A 19,759-nucleotide genomic window follows, 5' to 3' on the forward strand; every position below is an offset into this window, starting at 1 on the left:
TCGTCATTTTACGTTTTCATTTCCATTCTTTTTTAGTTGTTATACATAGTTTCGGAAGTCGAACTCCTCGATGTTGTCGGGAATCACGAACACCTTTTCCTTTTGTTGTGTCACGGTCATGTTCACCGTGTCCACGAAAACTGCCATCGCCTTTGCAATCCTCTCGCTCATTGCTTCATCGGTCAGGCGTTCCGTTATTCTTGTGAAAAGCTCTGTCCCGTCCAGTTCCGTCATGACCTTTCCGGCGTGTCGCATTTCCTCATCGGATGGTGATTCCTTCCGTATGGTGTGTACTGCCATGTCAATATCCTCGAAGCTACTTCCCGAAGCCTGCTTTTTGTCTGGTTCTTCATCCTCCGGTTCATCTTCTCCGTACTCCAGTTCCGAGGGCGGGATGCTCGTGAAGGTTTCATCGAGTTTGTCCTCCGGTACTTGTGTCGGGCGTGAGACGGTTTCCGTGTTTCCGTCGTCAAAAGTAGCCTCTTCCTCCGACAGCTCAATGCCTTTTTCCGAAGTGGCGGCTTCTTGCGTCGGTATGGCAGCGGTTGTCCGGGTCGATGCCATCTTGAAACGGCTCTTGCCAATGATGTCCGAGGTGTCTGCGTGAGGTATTTCCTTATCCTTTCCTTGCTCTGCCACCGTACTGTCCAATGACCGCCACAGCCCGGCAATATGTCTGAAGAAACGGATGAGCTTCGTGTCCATGATGCGGTCATAGAACAGCAGAAACAGAAACCACACGTTGCAAGCAACCGATACGATTAAAAACGCCTTTGTCATAATCTTACTTTTTGGGCGTTTTCAATCTGTTCCATGTACTGCTGCCCGTATTGTCGGAAATGGTCGCGGAGGATGTTATCCACAAACTTGCCGATGCTCAAACCGTTTCCCATCCGACTGGTAACGATAGCGACTTTCTCATGAATTTCTCGGCTGATGTATATACATTGCCGCGTTTTGATTTCCGATGCTTGCAGGAAAGTCGAGAGCGGTTTGTCTCTGCCTTTATCCTTGCGGAAGTCAACGTCGGTATTTTCCTGCCCGTAGTCGGTTACACACTTTGCTGCACGGACAGCGGTTCTTTCACTCTTTCCTGTTTGCAGATACTCAGCCTGACGGTTCTTATTTGTTCTTTTCATACTTCTTTGTTGTTTTTGAGTGTTTATAAATTATAGGATTCCATGTGCCGTTTGAACGATTCGGCTATCTCGTCTTGGAACAGCGTGAAATGGTGTGTCAGCACGTTGTCAAGAAATGCCGCGATAGTCACTTCGTTGCCTCCGATTACATGAAGCATCTTCTGTATGCGGTCGTGGTACTCCTTGCGGATATAGACCTGCTTGCCGAGCCTTGCCGTGATATTGGAACCGCATATGAATACTGTGTCATAATCCAATTTTTCCGGCTTGCTGTTCCTGCGCCTGCGTTCCGGCTCCTCTTTGGAGTGCGAGGCGGGTGGAGAAACGGCTTCTTGTATCGCTTCTTTCGGAGGTGGGACAGGAGCGTTCCCGTCCGTGCTTCTTGCTTCCGGCGGAATGCTTGTATCGTCCAGTCGAAATGAGTTGATTACGGCTTCGCTGTCGATGTCCTCGATTCTTGTTTTCTTTGCCATGCCGTTCAGTTTTTGATGATGCCGAGAATCTCATCGACGAGTTTGTCGAGGTTGCTGCCGCGTACCAGTATTTTGTCCGCCGGAAACGCCGTGGAGCGGAATACCGCCTTGCGTTCTGCCGCCGTCTCCTTGCGGAAGCGCTTACTGTCCGGTAGATGTGTTTCCAGAATGGGCAGGGCGAACTCGGCACAGACCTTGTCGTATGCCTTGTAAAGTTCAGTCTTTTCGCGTCCGTCCACCATGTTCCACACGAGGTAAATCCCTTTGATGCCGGACTTGCCCGTGCTTATCATCTGTTCGTTGATGACAGTGGCGAACTTGATGGAACTCTCCATTACCACACGGTCGGCGATGATGGGCGTGAAGATATAGTCCATTTGGGAAATGGTCTGCACCACATCGGCATTGTTGATTGTTCCCGGCAGGTCGAAGAACACGAAATCGAGGTCGGGCTGCGCTGCCACCAGATTTTCGGCGGTCTTTACCGCATCTTCCGCACGGCTGCATCTGATGGTGTACGGGTTCTTCTTCAGTCGTTTGAGCTGCTCATACGCCAGCACCTTGTAATGCCCGTCCTCCATGACGGCTTTCATGTCACGCTTGCGCATGTCATGGATACTGTACTGCGGGAAATCGCAGTCCACCACGGCTACGTTGTAGCCTTTCACATAGTGCAGATAGCTTGCTACAAGCACTGTCAGGGTTGTCTTACCCGCTCCACCTTTCTGCGTGGAGATTGCCACATAAGTTGCTTCTTTCATTTTTTTGATAATTTATTTGGTTATACATCTGTCCGGTGGCGGTAGCGTATTGTCATTAGTACGTACGCACGCACTCCCATTCATTTATTTATTCACTCCTTAATCCGGCTGTGCCTGCGGGTATTCATCGGTTTGTCCAACCGTCCATGCTTTTATCCGTCCGCACGGACGTGTGCTTGGAAAACTATCTGAATACATACACCTGTTTTCAACCGTTTGGATTGATGCCCGGATTGCTGTCCGAACATCTGGCGGAAGGAGTGTATTTTCAGTCCCACATCCGAATCACACTGCAAATAAACAAGGATATTTTGGAACTTGTATCACTTCTCCGGCAAGTGGCAGCACGTTGCGCCGGTTGACACTGATTGTCTGGGTCAAGCCTCTGTCCGACATCGCTTTAAGGGCGTAACTTTGCACCTGAACGGCAGGGTACGCCGCAGGTGGCGCAGCCCGGAGTTTGAAAGAAATCATCCCCAATCCGTCCCCAACGGATTTTTATGTTCACCTGAACATAGCAAGGTATGTTTTCAGCCGCTCAAAATATTTTGAGCATCCCGGAAAACGCCTTGCCCTTGCAGGGGGCGGGCTTACCCTCCGAAGTCGGGAAGCCTCTCAAACCTACGGTGTCTGTGCCATGAAGCGGCGGCTTATGCCGTCAAACCGCTAAATCCAAAGTAATATGAGTGAAAAAAAAAGAAACAAAGGCGGGAGAAATCCCAAACTCGATCCGGCGGTGTTCAGATACACCGTCCGTTTCAGCGAGGAGGAACACAACCGTTTCCTCTCCATGTTCGAGAAGTCGGGCGTTTACGCCAAGTCGGTTTTCCTGAAAGCGCACTTCTTCGGGCAACCGTTCAAGGTGCTGAAAGTGGACAAGACGCTGGTGGATTACTACACCAAGCTATCTGATTTTCATGCGCAATTCCGCGCAATAGGCACGAACTACAACCAAGTCGTGAAGGAACTGAGGCTGCATTTTTCCGAGAAAAAGGCGATGGCGTTGCTCTACAAACTGGAGCAACAGACCGTCGAACTCGTGAAACTGAGCCGCCAGATTGTGGAACTGTCTAAAGAGATGCAGGAAAAATGGTCGCAAAAATCAGCGTAGGAAACTCGTTGTACGGCGCACTTGCCTACAACGGGGAGAAGATCAACAAGGAGGAAGGGCGGCTGCTGACGACCAACCGCATCTACAATGACGGTACGGGAACGGTGGACATCCGCCGGGCGATGGAGGACTTCCTCGCCCTGATGCCCGTGCGGTCGAAGGTGGAGAAGCCGGTGGTGCATATCTCGCTCAACCCGCATCCCGACGATATGCTGACCGACACCGAGCTTCAGGACATCGCGCGGGAGTATCTGGAGAAGATGGGCTTCGGCAACCAGCCCTATATGGTGTACAAGCATGAGGACATAGACCGCCACCACCTGCATATCGTGACGGTGCGGGTGGACGGGGACGGCAGGAGCATAGACACCCGAAACAACTTTTACCGTAGCAAGCAGATAACCCGCGAATTGGAACGGAAGTACGGGCTGCATGACGCGGAACGCAAGAATCGCCGTCTTGACACGCCGCTGCGCAAGGTGGACGCCTCTGCGGGCGACGTGAAGAAGCAGGTGGGGAATATCGTTAAGGCTTTGAACGGGCAATACCGTTTCCAAACGATGGGAGAATACCGTGCCCTCCTTTCCTTATATAATATGACAGTGGAGGAAGCACATGGCAATGTGCGCAGACGTGAGTATCACGGGCTGGTCTATTCCGTCACGGACGACAAGGGCAACAAGGTCGGCAATCCTTTCAAGTCCTCGCTGTTCGGGAAGTCCGTCGGCTATGAAGCCGTACAGAAGAAGTTTGCCCGTTCCAAGCAGGAGTTTAAGGAGAGGAAACTTGCCGACATGACGAAACGCACCGTCCTTTCCGTGCTGGAAGGCACGTATGACAAGGAGAAGTTTGTAGCCACCCTCAAAGGAAAGGGCATCGACACCGTACTACGCTACACGGAGGAAGGGCGCATCTACGGAGCCACGTTCATCGACCACCGTACGGGCTGCGTGCTGAACGGCTCACGCATGGGCAAGGAACTTTCCGCCAACGCCTTGCAGGAACACTTCACGCAGCCTTACGCTGGACAGCCGTCGATTCCGCTTTCCGTTATGGTGGAGGGACAAGAGGACAAACAAGGATATTCCGGAGGGGAATACGAGAACCATTCGGGTGGTATGAACCTGTTTGCCCCCGAAGGTCCGGCAGTGGACGCCGAGGAGGAAGCCTTCATCCGGGCGATGCAGCGCAAGAAGAAAAAGAAGAAGCGCAAGGGCTTGGGAATGTAATCGAAAATATCAACAATCAAAAAAATCAATGTATGTCACAACAAGAAGACGATTTGAGGGCGTTGGCGAAAATCATGGATTTTCTGCGTGCCGTGAGTATTATTTTAGTGGTCATGAACGTGTACTGGTTCTGTTATGAAGCCATACGGCTCTGGGGTGTGGACATCGGTGTGGTGGACAGGATACTGATGAACTTCAACCGCACGGCGGGGCTGTTCCGTTCCATCCTCTACACGAAACTATTTGCCGTCCTCCTGCTTGCCCTGTCCTGTCTGGGGACAAAGGGCGTGAAGGGCGAGAAAATCACGTGGGGGAAAATCTGGGCGGTCCTTGCCGTGGGCTTCGTGCTGTTCTTCCTCAACTGGTGGATACTGGCCCTGCCATTGCCGGTGGAGGCGGTGACGGGACTGTATATCCTGACCGTTGGCGCGGGCTATGTATTCCTGCTGATGGGCGGTCTGTGGTTGAGCCGCCTGTTGAAGCACAACCTCATGGATGATGTGTTCAACAACGAGAACGAGAGCTTCATGCAGGAAACAAGGCTTATCGAAAGCGAGTATTCGGTCAATCTTCCGACACGGTTCTACTACAAAAAGCGTTGGAACAACGGCTGGATCAATGTGGTGAATCCTTTTCGTGCCTCCATCGTGTTGGGTACGCCGGGTAGTGGAAAGTCATACGCGGTGGTAAACAGTTTCATCAAGCAGCAGATTGAAAAGGGCTTTTCGATGTATGTATATGACTTCAAATTCAGCGACTTATCTACAATCGCCTACAACCATCTGCTGAACCACCCGGAGGGTTACAAGGTGAAGCCGAAGTTTTATGTGATAAACTTCGACGACCCGCGACGCTCGCACCGCTGTAATCCCATCCACCCGGATTTCATGGAGGATATTACGGATGCCTACGAGAGTGCCTATACGATAATGCTCAACCTCAATAAAACGTGGGTGCAGAAGCAGGGCGACTTCTTTGTGGAATCACCTATTATTTTGTTTGCCAGCATTATATGGTATCTCAAAATCTATCAAGGCGGCATATACTGCACGTTCCCCCATGCGATTGAGTTCCTGAACCGCCGCTATGAGGATATTTTCCCGATACTGACCTCTTACCCGGAATTGGAAAACTATCTTTCTCCGTTCATGGACGCATGGCTCGGAGGGGCTGCGGAGCAGTTGATGGGGCAGATAGCAAGCGCGAAAATCCCTTTGTCAAGGATGATTTCCCCGCAGCTCTATTGGGTGATGTCGGACAGCGAGTTCACGCTGGACATCAACAACCCCGAAGAACCGAAAATACTCTGTGTGGGCAACAATCCCGACCGTCAGAATATCTACGGGGCCGCTCTCGGTCTGTATAACTCCCGTATCGTGAAACTCATCAACAAGAAAGGGATGCTGAAGTCGTCGGTCATCATCGACGAGCTGCCCACGATTTATTTCAAGGGGTTGGACAACCTTATCGCCACCGCGCGAAGCAACAAGGTTGCCGTGTGTCTGGGCTTTCAGGATTTTAGCCAGTTGGTGCGCGACTACGGTGATAAAGAAGCGAAGGTCGTGATGAACACCGTCGGCAATATCTTTTCCGGTCAGGTGGTGGGTGAAACCGCCAAGACGCTTTCCGAACGCTTCGGTAAGGTGTTGCAGAAACGGCAGTCCATTTCCATCAACCGGCAGGATGTTTCCACCTCCATCAACACGCAGATGGATTCACTCATCCCGCCGAGCAAGATTTCCGGCTTGACGCAGGGTATGTTTGTTGGTTCGGTGTCCGACAACTTCAACGAGCGTATCGAGCAGAAGATTTTCCATTGCGAGATTGTCGTGGATGCCGAGAAGGTGAGGCGCGAGGAGAAAGCCTACAAGAAAATCCCCGTCATTACCGACTTTACGGACGGGGACGGCAACGACCGCATGAAAGAAACGGTTCAGGCGAATTACAGGCGCATCAAGGAGGAAGTGAAGCAGATTGTTCAAGAGGAACTGGAACGTATCGCAAATGATGAAAACTTGAAACACCTGTTGCAGCAGAAATAACAGATTCCTTTATATGTGAAAAAGGGGATGTGTCAAAACACCCAAAATATGAAAATTACCCCTGTCACAGATATCTGTAGCAAGGGTAATTTTGTTAAAAAGAGAGTTTTGACACCCTCTTTTTATTCTCAGATTTGAGATGCTTGTTGATGGTGGTAATGGCAAGCGTCAGCAAATAATTTTTCAGCTCTGTATCGTCTTTAAGCAGTATGCTGTATTCTTCGGCAAACATTCTCAACAGTCTGGTTCTGAGTTTCGACATTTCTTCACCGAAAGGTATCTGTCGGTTTTCTTGCCAATACTCAATCACTACGGAAGATACCAGCCACTTGAACTCGGATTTCATCTCTTTGCCGAGTTTCTTGAAGCGGATTTGTTCGCTAATTGGCGGCTCGTTGTATGGCATTATGTCTGCCGGGTCATAAACGGATATACTGCCGATACCATAATCCATGATTATCGGTAAATCAGTTTTTACATCATTCTTATGTTTCTTCTTTTTAGCCATACCCGTTATTGTTGCAGGAAACCTTTACCTTTATCAGTAAGATAGTATTTCTGTTGCGGACTCTTGGAGCCTATGGGATAAAGTGAAAGGACCAAACCGGAATTTATTGCCGGATGGATATAGTTCTTTAAGAAATTCCTTTTATCTTTCATTCCCGTTTTCTCCATGATTTCTTTAGCAGAGAGAGTGTTGTTCCCAATAGCAGACAACAGTTTTCCTAACTGTGGGGTTACTGTGGGGTTACTATAGGGTTGCTGTGGGGTTGCTGTGGGGTCTTGTCCTACTGTAGTTCTTGTATAATGAAACACAATCCATACAGCATTGCCGTCGGTATGAAACTCCGGATCCGGAATACCGACACGGCGACATTCGTTTACCATAAGGGCTATGCCACGTCCCCAACTCTCCAATACTGCACTTTTGTACAGCACATTGGCTACTATCAGATTTTGTGGTTCGGAATTGTGGCCACCCAACAGTTTCTCAATGGTAATATCAGGCGGAAATGTTCCGCTGTTTTCAATCTCCACGCGGTCATCATAGATAGCAATCCCGACTGAACTGCCGGGGCGATGGTAAACACGATGTGCAAAAGCATTTATGCAACATTCTCTCAATGCCTTATATGGCACATTCAGTTCCTCTTCTCTGTACAAACCTTCAATTTTACCGGAGAGGGACAAATGCTTGAAGAAAAATGCCATTGCAGCATCCAGCAAGTTGAATATATTGCCTGTCACACGCTGATTATCTAAAAATTCATCTTTTGTCGTTCCTTTGAACCGGGCTAAACGGAGCAGACATTGGGGATAATGGTAGAAGTTCCGTCCGAATAGGACAACGGAAGCATTGTTCAGCTTTCCATCATTCAACAAGTCAAATTTTTCAAGGATGGTTCGGACATCCTCCTGCATAGAACCTTCCGGCAAACGTCCGCCTCTGATTCCTCCACGTACTGCGCCCAAGATTGCCGTTTCGTCAAGGTCGGATATTTTCAAGCCGGGATTTTGCATGGAATCCCAAGCATAGGTTCCGCCTCGCTGCATAACCAACAGGTTGTATATACCCTGCGGCATGGCAGATGTAACGCTCTCTATCCGTTGATAAGCCCTCCCCTTATAGGTGAACGGGCGCATATATCGTTGTTCTTCCGCTGATAAAGCTATAACACTTTTGTTCGTTCCCGGAATGTCTGTATAGGATATATCAATGGTCGCAAACGGCTCGATTCGTCTGATGGTTTCCGCAATATCGCGCTTCGTCTTGTCGCTCACTTCCTGACCGATAATCTTTCCCTTGTCGGTTACACCGAACAGCACCGTGCCGCCCGTACCGTTCAAGAAGGCACAAAGAGTTTCCATTCCACGCTCCAACTGCCCGGTAGTTTCTTTGAACTCAACTGTCCCGCCTTCGGCTCCGGCAATCAGTCCGTTCAATATTTCGAGGTTATCTATTTTCATCCGTCATTGATTAATACTTGCAAAGTTAATGATTTTAATCGGCTTTCCGGCAGATAATAGAGTGATTGTAAATGAAGAAGGATAAGAAACCGTATAATCCGGCCGCTTATCCTTTGTTTGGCATTCGTTTATCTCCTCATCCGCTCCAATTCATCGTCATGTCGCATCTTCGCGTTCAGTTTGTCCTGCATCTTTTCAAGGAAGTAGGTGCGACTGTCGCTTTTCCTGCGTTTGATGTCCGTATAGAAGCGGTAGCAGTCTTTGGACTCCACACCGAAAAAGGAATAGAGGACAGGAGCAAGCTCTTTCAGCGAAGCCTTGCCGCCATTGATGCAGCCGGTGGCGTAGAGGGCATAGATTAGTTCTACCAACTCGACGGCATTACCGGTCCATTGCAAGGCTGGGACTGTGGCTTTGGTTTCGGATGTGGATGTTAGTGGTGGCACGGAGGTAATTGCAGAAGCGGATACCATCTTCTGCATCTTTCGGATGAAGGATAACGCCTTGCGGATATACACAGTGACGACATTCTCCTCCGATGCCGACAAGTTCTGCGGATGGTGCTGTAATTCGATTTCGGCAAAAGCCAACGCCACAATAATATGCTTGGCATCATTGCCGCCGTAGCACAGGTTTATTACTTCCTGCACGAATCCGCCGTATGCCGTTTCCGTGCTACCGTTGTCTTTTCCGTTTATCATGGCGAAAAACTGTGTTTCCGCCAGTATGAGATGGTTCATTATCTTTTCTGTTTTGAGGGTTTACACTTGTTTATCAGTGTGCGCACACTGATATATGGTGCAAATCATAGCCCTAAACACGAGAAAAGATTGTGAGAAAATTGTACTACATTGTTTTTCAGAAAGATAAAATTCAAAAATAATTTTATCCTTGATTGCATCCCTTGTGAAATGTGTTCAGATTCTGAACATGTGTTCACTTTCTGAGCACGGAAATCCCGCCAAGATGTTCATAATCTGAACATTTTATGCCCGTGGCTCTTTATGATAGGTAAGCCGGATTACTCCGTCCCTATAAGTTTTGTTCTCCATAAGCCGCCAGTCATTCATAGGTAGTGCTGACTTGAAAAAATGCGCTCCGTTTCCGTCGATGGTTGGAACAACGTATAGTATGATTTCATCTATCACGTTCATCCGTAACAGTCCGTTGGCATATTCGGTATTCCCGGCAGTTACTTCCAACAAATGGCAAATGCTTCCACCTTCCTCCCTCCATTCTTGAAGCACGGATACCGAATAGTCGGATGTCAGCTTATACAGGGCATTGGCACGTATTTCATCCATACCGTAATCTTCGGTTTGAAGCAACCGCTTCCGGGGATGCAGTTTCATCGGACAGCCATCTATTGAGATAACGGCAAGTAATTGTATTTTCGCCATAACGTATTTCCTTTCCTTTTTGGCGAGGCAAAAAAGTAGCGTGCAATTCACACTACTTTCAAGCGATGGCTCTGGTAAAGCCTTTACGGAGAGTACGTGAATGCACGCTATGCGTAGGCATAGCATAAGCATCACGCAATCGTCTCCGTAGTTTCAATTTACCAGATTTTCGCTCGAAACGCCTTGCGGTCTTATGTCTATATCATCGGCGAAAAGTTACCCAATCGCCTGCTATTTTCTGAAATACAATTGCAAAGTTAATCAATTATTGCCATTTACAGCCATACTCCGGTCAGTTTTCTTCATTCAATCCATACTCTACCAATTTATTATACAGCGTTGTCCTGCCGATACCCAGTATCTTTGCAGCCATTTTCTTGTTACCGGCTGCTTGTTTCAAAGCACGCAGGATACGTCCTCTTTCTTCATCCCCGCTCTTCAATGTAAAACAAGCGGAAGTAGCGGACGGTTCATTGTCAAGTTCCAAATCGGCTTCGGTTATCATATCGCCTTCTGATTGCAGGACTGCCGTCTGTATCTTCTGTTTCAACTCGCGCACGTTGCCCGGCCACGCATGGGCGAGCAGGGCATTACGGGCAGATGCGGCAAAACCTTTTACTTCACGTTCCAACTCACGGTTTGCCATTTCACGGAAGAACTCGGCCAATGGCATGATGTCTTCCGGGCAGTCGCGCAAGGGCGGCATGGTTATCACATACTCCTGCAAGCGATAGAGCAAATCCTGCCGGAACCGCTTTTCCGTTACGGCTTTCTGCAAATCCTCGTTGGTTGCAGCCACTATCCTCACGTTGGCTGTTTTGTCCTCCTTTGCACCGACGGGACGGTAACGGCGTTCCTGTATGGCGCGGAGCAGCATCTGTTGCATCTCCATTGTTAGGTTGCCCACTTCGTCAAGGAACAGCGTGCCGCCATCCGCTTCCAGAAAATACCCCGTCTTGTTTGCTTCGGCACCCGTAAACGCGCCCTTGACGTGTCCGAAGAAGGCGGATTGTATCAATGACGGGGACAAGGCTCCGCAGTCCACTGCCACAAAAGGTTTATCGGCAAGTTTGCTTTGTTGGTGTATATGTTGTGCGATATGTTCCTTGCCCGTACCGTTCTCGCCCAGTATCAGCACGCTCATCCGGGTGGTGGCTACAAGGCGCACACGTTTCTTGATTTTCTGATAGGCTTCGCCCTGCCGGACGAATATCGGAATGTTCCATTGTAGTCGCTTTTCATGTTCTTTTTGCAGGGTGCGGATAAGCGGTATCAGTTTATCCTCCAACAACTGTTTCTGTATGTAATCCTTTGAGCCGAGCTTCATACTTTCCACTGCCGTATGCACCTCCCCGTAATTGGTCATAACGATAAACACCTGCTGTTTGTCGTTGGCACGCATCCACCGTAACAACTCTATGCTTTCACCGTCGGGGAGGCGTAGGTCGGCAACGACAATATCATCCACCTCTGACTTTGCCAATAGTTTCTTGGCAGTGGCAAGATTATATGCCGACATAGTATCGAAGCTGTCTTTCTTCAGCAGGTTGCAGACATAATCGTTATAGACGGGGTTGTCCTCAATCACAAATACTTTCATCCGACAATCTCCTTTCCTTTTGCGCAAGTTCTATGATAACTGTTCCCATACGAAGCATGGCATCCACGCATTTCCGCAATTCCATTTCGGAACATTCAGATTCTTGATGCAGCAGTTCATACAGGTTCCACAAGGGTTTGTCAGCACGGATAACAGCCCATGAACTTCGCTGACGGTGCATCCATTCGTCCAACGCCTTGCGGTCATTCCTCTCCATGATTTCCCGGACAGCCTGCATATCCTTTTCTGTTTCGGTTATCAAACGGTCGAGCATCGCCCGTTTGTCACCATATGCAAGCAGAGAGGACAAGTCGGGAAGTTCATCCTTGTCCGTACTTGTCAAAAGGCATTTGTCTGATACAGCAACCAGTTCGGAAATGGAAAATGGCTTGAACAGGCAGGCGGTAAATCCATTTTCCAACAGCTCCTCTTCGCTGCAACTGCCGGAGGCGGTCGCCACGACAATGGGAATCTCTTTCGAGTTGCTGACACTTGACGAGCGTAACAACTCCAACACCTCATAGCCGTTAATCTCCGGCATCTTCATATCGGTTATCATGAGGTCGTATGTGTGCTGCCGCATGGCTTCCATTGCATCGCCAATAGTGGTGAACGTGTCGCAATGCACACCTATACCAGCATACATTTCCTTTGTCATGGATAATACCATCGGATTGTCGTCCAATACGATGACAGAATAAGGTCTTTCTATATGAGCCAGACTTTTTGCGGCTGTCTGTTCTTCAATACCAATATCGGCAGTGTTCATTGGCAACTCCACAGTAAAACGACTGCCTTCTCCTTTTTCGCTTTCCAAGCGTATAGTGCCGCCAAGCATCCCGACTATCTGTTTCACAATGCTTAACCCCAATCCGAAACCGTCTTGCGTGGCGGCGTTGGAAAGCCGCTCGAACGCTCCGAACACTCGCTGTTGTTCTTCCGCACTCATGCCGGTTCCGGTGTCCTCTACTACAAGGGTCAGCCTATTGCCGTCATAGCTTATGACAAGTGAAACGCTTCCGGCATTCGTGAACTTGACGGCATTGCCCAGCAGGTTGTCGCATATCTGTATGATGCGCTCCTTGTCGCCATTCAGGATAATACCCTCCGGGCACTCGATGGTAAGTTTAAGATCTTTTGCTTCTGCTTGTTGCGTAAACTCCGTTTGCAACAGCTCCGCGATGTTTTCCAAACGAAACGGACGGACATTCGCCTGTTCCTTGCCGCTGTCCAAGCGGAAGAAGTCAAGCAGGGAGTTGAGCATGTCGGTCATTCTCTTGGAGGCTTGCAGGATATTGTCCGCATAACCGCTTATCTTTTCTTCTTCGTTGTCCTGCATCAGTTCCGCATATCCATGTATGGCAGTCAGTGGTGTGCGTAGCTCGTGGGTGATGGTGTGCATCGCTTTCTTGCGTGAGGCTATCAACGATTCGTTTTGTTTTACGGACTTTTGCAGTTGCCCGATTAAATCTGTTGTCTTATGTTTGTACTGCTTGATGCGAGTGGCATAGCGGTGAATGATGATGTATGAAATAATGAGCAACAGCAGCATGACACCCGTTATGATACCTACCTGCAAGAACGACTTTTCACGCATAGCGGATATTTCCGCCTCACGTTCCTGCAAGTCAGCCTGCACCTTGTGGTCCATCTGCTGGATAAGGGTTTGCAGTTGGCGGTTCAGTTCCGCATTGCGGCTGGCAAGGCTGTCGGCATACTCCGACAGACGATGGCTCTGGGCACGTTGTTGCGCTATCATATCACGGTTCAGTGTGTAGAGCATCGTGGTGGTCGTCGTCGGAGGTGCTTCCTGTTTCTTGCCGAACAACCCGAGAAAACCTTTCCTCCTCTGTTTCTTCGGCTCTTCCTGCCTGCTCGTTTGCACTATCACCGGCACCTGCTTGGCTATCCGACGGTTGATGTCCGCCTGTTGTTCCAGAGCCTCCATGATGGCGCACAGCCGCTTTTCCTTGTCCTCCAGCAAGTGGCGCACGCTGTCTATGCGCACCGATTCGTAATGGCTCTTGAAGCGGCAAAGCATACTATCCACCGTCATCCGTTGCCGCCGGTATGCCGCCACATCCTTATCGTCCCATTCCAGCACCGACTCGCCCAAAAGAGACAACTCCACCACACCCACATACGCATCGTGTGTTTCCTTGCGGAAGCGGTTGATTTCACGGTTCTCCCGTTCCAGCAACTCCAAGTCGCGCCATTCGCCGAGCCACGTGCAGATGATGCCGCCCACCAGCAGGACTATAAGCAGATAGCCTGCGGCAAGCAGCTTGCGGAAATGCTTGGTAGTGGTAACGAATTGTTCGCTCATTTGCTGTTTGTGTAAATACCGTTATTCAACATACGCATATAGGTCGTGGAACTTCGCAGGTTCATGGATGAGAATGGCGGCCATGCTACCGATGACCGCCATAAGTATGGCATAGCCGAAAAATATTTTATATCGCAGCGACACTGTTTGTTGATGAAAAATATAATTGGTTAACTAAAACTCCAATTTGCGTTATTTGCATTTGTTCCTTCAAAAAGTCTGGTCAGATTTTGTATCTGATGATTCTGTAATGTATCTTGTGCACAGTTTACGGCGTACTGCAAACTAACGTCCCTTATCTGAACTATCATTGCTTAATGTATCTTGTGCACAGTTTACGGCGTACTGCAAACCATTCATAATATCAGAGAATGAATTGGTTTGAACACTGTCCGGCTCATCGTCATTATTTTTCTTGCCTCTGTGAAAAAGTCCCATGTTTTTTATTTAATTACTTGATTTGTTGCCTTTAATGAGCACCAATCTTGACAATGTCCGGCTTACAGCTTCCATATTTACACTGGAGTCTATATTATTATTATTGACAATGCCTTGATGCCAAAACCAATATGGTGGATTCTCCGTGTGTTCCATCACGTCCTCCTTTTTTATTGGGGTTATACTTCGGTTAATGTTCGTTGCGGGCGGAACATTTCCGTCCGCAACGGCTTACTGCTTCCTCAAGGTAGGCAATGCTCCTTTAAGTTCGTAACGCCACTTTGAGCCTGCGTTCTGCAAGGCGGTGTTCATGGCATCAACGGCTTTCTGCCAGGTAACGACAAAGCCGTCCACCTTCGTGGCTCCGGTGCTTTCCCTATTGTAGCCGATGCCTTGTTCATGATTGTTTTTCCAATAGCAGGCGGTCACGGTGGTGTAGTTATTTCCCAAAAAGCCGCCGATATGTACTTTGCCAGTGCTACTACCCGTACTGGTTACGTTGCCCGTGGCATAGCAGGCAAGGAGGCTGCTTCCTGCGTTCATTCCCACCAGACTGCCGCCAGCGATATTCTTTGCGGGGTTTATTTCTATGGTCACGTTGCCCGTGGCATAGCAAGCGGTCAGGGTGGCACTCGAATTCGTCTGACCTGCCACGCCGCCGACATCGACCGTTCCCTTCACTGTGGCCGAGGAACTGCATCCGGTGATGGAACCGCCTATTTGAGCACCCACCACACCGCCGACATACACCGTGCCGCTGACGCTGCCCGACACCGAGCAGTTTTCAATGGTGCCCCAGCTATATCCTACCACGCCGCCAATACTGCCGCCATATATTTGATTGCTTGTTATCTGTACGCCCTCCATCACCACGTTCTTCACCGTACCAGCTCTATTGAGCCAGCCGAACAGACCCGCATATTCGTCATTTGTCGTAAAGGTCAGCCCCGTAATGGTATGGCCGCCACCGTCGAAGGTGCCTTTGTATGAGTTGTCGTAGTCTGTGCCTATCGGTGTCCAGTCTTTGCCTGTGAGGTCAATGTCTGTGTCGAGGGTAATGTTAATGTCGCTCTTACCTCCGTTCACTAATTTGGCTATATTCATCAGGCCGTCGGCGGAGGTCACGGTGTAGCTGCCGTCGCTCTCTATGGTATAGCCCAGGTCTTTTGCCGCAGCGAGGGAGACGGTGTAGGTATATTCACCGCCCGCCTGCCAGTCGGTAGCATTCTTCATCTTATAAACGAAGACCTTGCCGTTGGTGAAGGTGCAGGTGATAAAGGTCGTGCCAGCTTCCACACTTTGCGGGGCTACGAGGGCGATGTAGGTGTTGCTGCCCTTGTCATACGGGGTGATTTTATCTGGATTGTCATTCTCGGTGGAGAGACCCGTCAGCTGCACGGATGCCAGCCCCTCGGTGTAGTCCGTCAGAACGACGGTCACTCGCGCCGTGCGGTGGGTGAAGCGGAGCGTGGGGCTACCGTAGGTCACCGTCTGTCCGTCGGCTACGATGAGGTCACTGCCATCAAAGTCTTTCTGGGTACTTTGGTTGGCTTTTACCTTTACCGCAGGTGGGGTTGTCTCGCCAGCGGTGTAGGGCCACCACGCTGTGACGGTGATGTCGTTGTGGTTGGTCCAGTAGTACGGGTCGGTGGAGGTCAGCGTGGCGCTGGTGAGATCGACGGTGGAGGGCGTCACGTTGTACGTCTTCACCGTGCCGTCCATCAGAACTGCCACGCTCTGCACACCCGTCCAATTGCCATCCGCTGGGGCACGGGTGCCGGCGGTGGCTGTCGCGGCGGGGTTCAGCCCCGTGGCGGTGAAGACGATGGGTGTGCCTTCCGCCCCTTCTGGTAGGAAGCCCGCTTCGTCCTGTGTGCAGGCGGCGAGTGAGAGGGCGAGCGCTGCAAGTGCAAAAAATCTTATCCTCATAATATCTGTTATTTTATTACTCTGGTTCTTTCCGTTGCGGGCGTAACTTTTCCGCCCGCAACGGTTTACAACTTCCTCAAGGTAGGCAATGCTCCGTTAAGTTCGTAACGCCACTTTGAGCCTGCGGTCTGCAAGGCGGTGTTCATGGCATCAACGGCTTTCTGCCAGGTAACGTCAGTGCCGTCCACCTTCGTGGCTTCGGTGACTTTGTTATTGTAGCCGATACCTTGTTCATGATTGTTCTTCCAATAGCAGGCGGTCACGGTGGTGTAGTTATCTCCCAAAAAGCCGCCGATATGTACATTGCCAGTGCTACTACCCGTACTGGTTACGTTGCCCGTGGCATAGCAGGCAAGGACGCTGCTTCCTCCGTTGAATCCCACCAGACCGCCGCCAGAGAGATTCTTTGGGGAGTCTATTTCTAAGGTTACGTTGCCTGTGGCATAGCAAGCGGTCATGGAGCCCCATTTTTCTCCTGCCACGCCGCCGACATCGACCGTTCCCTTCACTGTGGCCGAGGAGCTGCATCCGGTGATGGAACCGGCCTTTTGAGCACCCACCACACCGCCGACGCACTTCGTGCCGCTGACGCTGCCCGACACCGAGCAGTTTTCAATGGTGCCCCAGCTAAATCCTGCCACGCCGCCAGTATTGCCAAACATGTGATTGCTTGTTATCTGTATGCCCTCCATCACCACGTTCTTCACCGTACCAGCTCTATTGAGATAGCCGAACAGACCCACAAATTGGTCTTTTGTCGTAATGGTCAGCCCCGTGATGGTATGGCCGCCGCCGTCGAAGGTGCCGGTGTATGAGTTGTCGAAGCTTGTGCCTATCGGCGTCCAGTCTTTGCCCGTCAGGTCAATGTTTTTGTCGAGGGTAATGTTAATGTCGGTCTTACCTCCGTTCACTAATTCGGCTACATTCATCAGACCATCAGCGGAGGTCACGGTGTAGCTGCCGTTGCCCTCTATGGTATATCCTGGGTCTTTTGCCGCAGCGAGGGAGACTGTGTAGGTATATTCACCGCCCGCCTGCCAGTCGGTAGCATTCTTCATCTTATAAACGAAGGTCTTGCCGTTAGTGAAGGTGCAGGTAATGAAGGCCGTGCCAGCTGCTACACTTTGCGGGGCTACGAGGGCGGTGTAGGTGTTGCTGCCCTTGTCATACGGGATGATTTCGGCTGGGTTGCCGCCTTCGGTGGAGAGACCCGTCAGCTGCACGGATGCCAGCCCCTCGGTGTAGTCCGTCAGAACGATGGTCACCCGCGCCGTGCGGTGGGTGAAGCGGAGCGTGGGGCTGCCGTAGGTCACCGTCTGCCCGTCGGCTACGATGAGGTCGCTGCCCTCAAAGTCTTTCCGGGCACTTTGGTTGGCTTTTACCTTCACCGCAGGCGGGGATGTCTCACCAGCGGTGTAGGGCCACCACGCCGTGACGGTGATGTCTTTGTGGTTGGTCCAGTAGTGCGGGTCGGTGGAGGTCAGCGTGGCGTTGGTGGGCGTCACGTCGTATGCCTTCACCGTGCCGTCCATCAGGACTGCCACGCTCTGCACACCCTCCCAATTGCCGTCCACCGGGGCACGGGTGCCGGCGGTGGCTGTCGCGGCGGGGTTCAGCCCCGTGGCGGTGAAGACGATGGGTGTGCCTTCCGCCCCTTCAGACAGGAAGCCTGCTTCGTCCTGCGTGCAGGCGGCGAGGGCGAACAGCAGGGCGAGGGCTGCGAATATATGGATGTTTGTTCGTTTCATGATGCGTGTTGTTTAGGGGTTTTTATTGTTTCTTTTCAGTACGGGCAGACCGCCGGTGCCGAGTGTCCACTGGTAGTCGTTGCCGGTGAGGGCGGTGTTCATGCCGTCGACGGCTGTCTGCCATTTCACGGTCGCGCCGTCTACCTTCGTGGCAACTACCGTTCCTCCTTCATTACGGAGTACTCCTTGCTCGGCATTGCCTCCCCAATAACAGGAAGTTATATTCTTGTAGTTGAAACGCACTATAGTTCCACAGCCAGCCTCATCTTTCAATGTGCCGTTGAACCAGCAAGCGATGATATCGCCATAATTTGCATTGGCTATACCACCACTATGTACAGTAAGTTTTCCCGTCACAGAGCAGGCAATGATTTGGCCATGATTTCGGTCCACCATTCCAGCAGCTCCTCCACTACTGCCATCCAGATTCACATCTATGAGTTGTAGGTTCTTTATCACTCCACTTTGATTTAAAAAAAGAAAAAGTCCAAACCTCGCTGCTGAAAAGTTTAATCCCGTAATGCTGTGTCCCTGCCCATTAAAGACGCCGGAGTAGCCTGGCCATGTGTCTAAACGTGTCCATTCCCTACCCGTCAGGTCGATGTCGGCGGTGAGGGTGCAATTTATCGATTCATCTTTTTGTATGGCTTTGTTCCATGCCAGTAGGCCGTTGGCGTTATAGACCGTGTAGGTCTTGGTGTTGCTGTCGTAGATGTAGCCCAAATCCTCAGCCTCGCCGCTCTCGCCGCCGCCGTCAACCCAGCTGCCGATGGTGCAACCCTCTAACGTCAAGCCGGTGGCGTTCACCTTAACGGTATATTTATAGCGGCTGCCCGCTTCTAATACGACGTTGTTCTGCGGACGGAAGTAGAAGGTGCCGTCGCCGAGTTCCACCTTGACGAACGGTTTGCCTGCCGCAACGGTCTGCGGGGCGGTCAGTGCCTCGTAGGTGTTGCCGCTTGCGTTGTAGGTCTTGATGGCGGTCGGGTTGCCGTTATCGGCGGACAGGCTCATGAGGCTCACCGTGGCACCAGCGACGCTCGTGAATCCCGTGCCGGGCTTCAGTTCGATTGTCACGCGTGCCGTGCGGTGGGTAAATTCGAGTGTCGGGTTGTTAAATTCCACCTTCCGGTTCTCAGCAGAGATGAAGTCGCTGTTCTGGAAGTCAGTCAATTTGCTTTGGTCTTCGGCCACCTTCACGGCAGGCATCTGTGTGATGTCGGCATTGTCGAAGGGCCACCATGCCGATACGGTAATCGGGTCGCGGCTGGTCCAGTAGTACGGGGCGTTCTCGCGTGAAAGCGTGGCACTCTTGAAATCGGTAGAAGCCGTAACGGTGTATTCCTTTACCGCATCGCCCATCTTGAGTGCCACGGAAGTGACGCCCTGCCAGTCGCCGTCCACAGCGGCACGGGTGGAATGGGCTGCCAGCGGCGTTGCTTCTACGGACAGTCCGGTGGCACGGATGACGACGGGGTATTCACCTTCGGGCAGACGGTTATCATCAGCAAGTTCGTCCTGCGTGCAGGCGGCGAGGGCGAACAGCAGTGCGGTGGCTGCGGGGATAAATAATCTATGTCTCATAATTCTTTATT

Annotated in this window: 18 protein-coding genes; 4 read left to right on the forward strand and 14 right to left on the reverse strand. The window is 50.8% G+C overall.

The genetic code is table 11. The features are described 5' to 3' along the window. Window positions 1-39: 39 nt before the first annotated feature. Genes INE92_RS21145 through INE92_RS21160 form a run of 4 tightly spaced genes read right to left on the reverse strand, consistent with a single transcriptional unit; the run spans window position 40 to window position 2,373 of the window. Window positions 40-780, reverse strand: a complete 741-nt coding sequence (locus INE92_RS21145; RefSeq protein WP_005643920.1) for a hypothetical protein — start codon at window positions 778-780, stop codon at window positions 40-42. Continuing rightward, on the reverse strand, window positions 777-1,166 hold the full coding sequence (locus tag INE92_RS21150; RefSeq protein WP_287647342.1) for a DUF3408 domain-containing protein: 390 nt from the start codon (window positions 1,164-1,166) through the stop codon (window positions 777-779). Before INE92_RS21150 ends, INE92_RS21145 begins: the two co-directional genes overlap by 4 nt. Beyond that, a complete protein-coding gene (locus tag INE92_RS21155; protein WP_004311202.1) occupies window positions 1,163-1,612 on the reverse strand; it encodes a DUF3408 domain-containing protein in 450 nt (149 codons plus the stop codon). Before INE92_RS21155 ends, INE92_RS21150 begins: the two co-directional genes overlap by 4 nt. 5 nt (window positions 1,613-1,617) lie before the next feature. Continuing rightward, a complete protein-coding gene (locus INE92_RS21160) occupies window positions 1,618-2,373 on the reverse strand; it encodes a ParA family protein (RefSeq protein WP_005643916.1) in 756 nt (251 codons plus the stop codon). A gap of 170 nt (window positions 2,374-2,543) precedes the next feature. On the opposite strand from INE92_RS21160, the gene INE92_RS27200 reads away from it, so the two are divergent. The 4 genes from INE92_RS27200 to mobC all read left to right on the forward strand — a co-directional run bounded on the left by INE92_RS27200 (window position 2,544) and on the right by mobC (window position 6,755). Next, window positions 2,544-2,735 (forward strand): hypothetical protein, encoded by a 192-nt coding sequence (locus INE92_RS27200; RefSeq protein WP_458693202.1) that lies wholly within the window; start codon window positions 2,544-2,546, stop codon window positions 2,733-2,735. 320 nt (window positions 2,736-3,055) lie between these two features. After that, complete coding sequence (gene mobA / locus INE92_RS21165) at window positions 3,056-3,484, forward strand: conjugal transfer protein MobA (RefSeq protein WP_005776212.1); 429 nt, start codon at window positions 3,056-3,058, stop codon at window positions 3,482-3,484. After that, a complete protein-coding gene (gene mobB / locus INE92_RS21170) occupies window positions 3,463-4,713 on the forward strand; it encodes a conjugal transfer protein MobB (protein WP_048928301.1) in 1,251 nt (416 codons plus the stop codon). Before mobA ends, mobB begins: the two co-directional genes overlap by 22 nt. 32 nt (window positions 4,714-4,745) lie before the next feature. Beyond that, complete coding sequence (gene mobC / locus INE92_RS21175; RefSeq protein ID WP_138350493.1) at window positions 4,746-6,755, forward strand: conjugal transfer protein MobC; 2,010 nt, start codon at window positions 4,746-4,748, stop codon at window positions 6,753-6,755. A gap of 94 nt (window positions 6,756-6,849) precedes the next feature. On the opposite strand, the gene INE92_RS21180 is transcribed toward mobC, so the two are convergent. The 10 genes from INE92_RS21180 to INE92_RS21225 all read right to left on the reverse strand — a co-directional run bounded on the left by INE92_RS21180 (window position 6,850) and on the right by INE92_RS21225 (window position 19,748). Next, complete coding sequence (locus INE92_RS21180; RefSeq protein ID WP_048927473.1) at window positions 6,850-7,263, reverse strand: hypothetical protein; 414 nt, start codon at window positions 7,261-7,263, stop codon at window positions 6,850-6,852. Window positions 7,264-7,268: 5 nt separating this feature from the next. Then, window positions 7,269-8,723: an ATP-binding protein gene (locus tag INE92_RS21185; RefSeq protein WP_048927472.1), complete on the reverse strand. Its 1,455-nt coding sequence runs from the start codon at window positions 8,721-8,723 to the stop codon at window positions 7,269-7,271. Between the two features lie 128 nt (window positions 8,724-8,851). Then, window positions 8,852-9,463, reverse strand: a complete 612-nt coding sequence (locus tag INE92_RS21190; RefSeq protein WP_048927471.1) for an RteC domain-containing protein — start codon at window positions 9,461-9,463, stop codon at window positions 8,852-8,854. Between the two features lie 246 nt (window positions 9,464-9,709). Further along, window positions 9,710-10,123, reverse strand: coding sequence for a hypothetical protein (locus INE92_RS21195; protein WP_004315319.1), 414 nt, complete (start codon window positions 10,121-10,123; stop codon window positions 9,710-9,712). A gap of 292 nt (window positions 10,124-10,415) precedes the next feature. Continuing rightward, a complete protein-coding gene (locus tag INE92_RS21200; RefSeq protein ID WP_008019868.1) occupies window positions 10,416-11,723 on the reverse strand; it encodes a sigma-54-dependent transcriptional regulator in 1,308 nt (435 codons plus the stop codon). Continuing rightward, window positions 11,704-14,049, reverse strand: a complete 2,346-nt coding sequence (locus tag INE92_RS21205) for a hybrid sensor histidine kinase/response regulator (RefSeq protein WP_048927469.1) — start codon at window positions 14,047-14,049, stop codon at window positions 11,704-11,706. The genes INE92_RS21200 and INE92_RS21205 overlap by 20 nt, the downstream gene beginning before the upstream one ends. 285 nt (window positions 14,050-14,334) lie before the next feature. Beyond that, on the reverse strand, window positions 14,335-14,487 hold the full coding sequence (locus INE92_RS27000; protein ID WP_157395836.1) for a hypothetical protein: 153 nt from the start codon (window positions 14,485-14,487) through the stop codon (window positions 14,335-14,337). Window positions 14,488-14,718: 231 nt separating this feature from the next. After that, window positions 14,719-16,416 carry a fimbrillin family protein gene (locus tag INE92_RS21215; RefSeq protein ID WP_048927468.1) on the reverse strand — a complete coding sequence of 566 codons (1,698 nt, stop codon included), beginning with the start codon at window positions 16,414-16,416 and terminating at the stop codon, window positions 14,719-14,721. Between the two features lie 65 nt (window positions 16,417-16,481). After that, window positions 16,482-18,164, reverse strand: a complete 1,683-nt coding sequence (locus INE92_RS21220; protein WP_048927467.1) for a fimbrillin family protein — start codon at window positions 18,162-18,164, stop codon at window positions 16,482-16,484. Between the two features lie 12 nt (window positions 18,165-18,176). Then, window positions 18,177-19,748 (reverse strand): fimbrillin family protein, encoded by a 1,572-nt coding sequence (locus tag INE92_RS21225; protein WP_048927466.1) that lies wholly within the window; start codon window positions 19,746-19,748, stop codon window positions 18,177-18,179. Window positions 19,749-19,759: the final 11 nt, after the last annotated feature.

The organism is Bacteroides xylanisolvens (assembly GCF_018289135.1).
GTDB lineage: Bacteria > Bacteroidota > Bacteroidia > Bacteroidales > Bacteroidaceae > Bacteroides > Bacteroides xylanisolvens.

Coding starts and splice junctions, on each gene's coding strand:
- INE92_RS21145 (WP_005643920.1), bottom strand. CDS start 780: ATGACAAAGGCGTTTTTAATCGTATCGGTTGCTTGCAACGTGTGGTTT.
- INE92_RS21155 (WP_004311202.1), bottom strand. CDS start 1,612: ATGGCAAAGAAAACAAGAATCGAGGACATCGACAGCGAAGCCGTAATC.
- INE92_RS21160 (WP_005643916.1), bottom strand. CDS start 2,373: ATGAAAGAAGCAACTTATGTGGCAATCTCCACGCAGAAAGGTGGAGCG.
- mobA (WP_005776212.1), top strand. CDS start 3,056: ATGAGTGAAAAAAAAAGAAACAAAGGCGGGAGAAATCCCAAACTCGAT.
- mobB (WP_048928301.1), top strand. CDS start 3,463: ATGGTCGCAAAAATCAGCGTAGGAAACTCGTTGTACGGCGCACTTGCC.
- mobC (WP_138350493.1), top strand. CDS start 4,746: ATGTCACAACAAGAAGACGATTTGAGGGCGTTGGCGAAAATCATGGAT.
- INE92_RS21180 (WP_048927473.1), bottom strand. CDS start 7,263: ATGGCTAAAAAGAAGAAACATAAGAATGATGTAAAAACTGATTTACCG.
- INE92_RS21185 (WP_048927472.1), bottom strand. CDS start 8,723: ATGAAAATAGATAACCTCGAAATATTGAACGGACTGATTGCCGGAGCC.
- INE92_RS21190 (WP_048927471.1), bottom strand. CDS start 9,463: ATGAACCATCTCATACTGGCGGAAACACAGTTTTTCGCCATGATAAAC.
- INE92_RS21195 (WP_004315319.1), bottom strand. CDS start 10,123: ATGGCGAAAATACAATTACTTGCCGTTATCTCAATAGATGGCTGTCCG.
- INE92_RS21200 (WP_008019868.1), bottom strand. CDS start 11,723: ATGAAAGTATTTGTGATTGAGGACAACCCCGTCTATAACGATTATGTC.
- INE92_RS21205 (WP_048927469.1), bottom strand. CDS start 14,049: ATGAGCGAACAATTCGTTACCACTACCAAGCATTTCCGCAAGCTGCTT.
- INE92_RS27000 (WP_157395836.1), bottom strand. CDS start 14,487: ATGGGACTTTTTCACAGAGGCAAGAAAAATAATGACGATGAGCCGGAC.
- INE92_RS21215 (WP_048927468.1), bottom strand. CDS start 16,416: ATGAGGATAAGATTTTTTGCACTTGCAGCGCTCGCCCTCTCACTCGCC.
- INE92_RS21220 (WP_048927467.1), bottom strand. CDS start 18,164: ATGAAACGAACAAACATCCATATATTCGCAGCCCTCGCCCTGCTGTTC.
- INE92_RS21225 (WP_048927466.1), bottom strand. CDS start 19,748: ATGAGACATAGATTATTTATCCCCGCAGCCACCGCACTGCTGTTCGCC.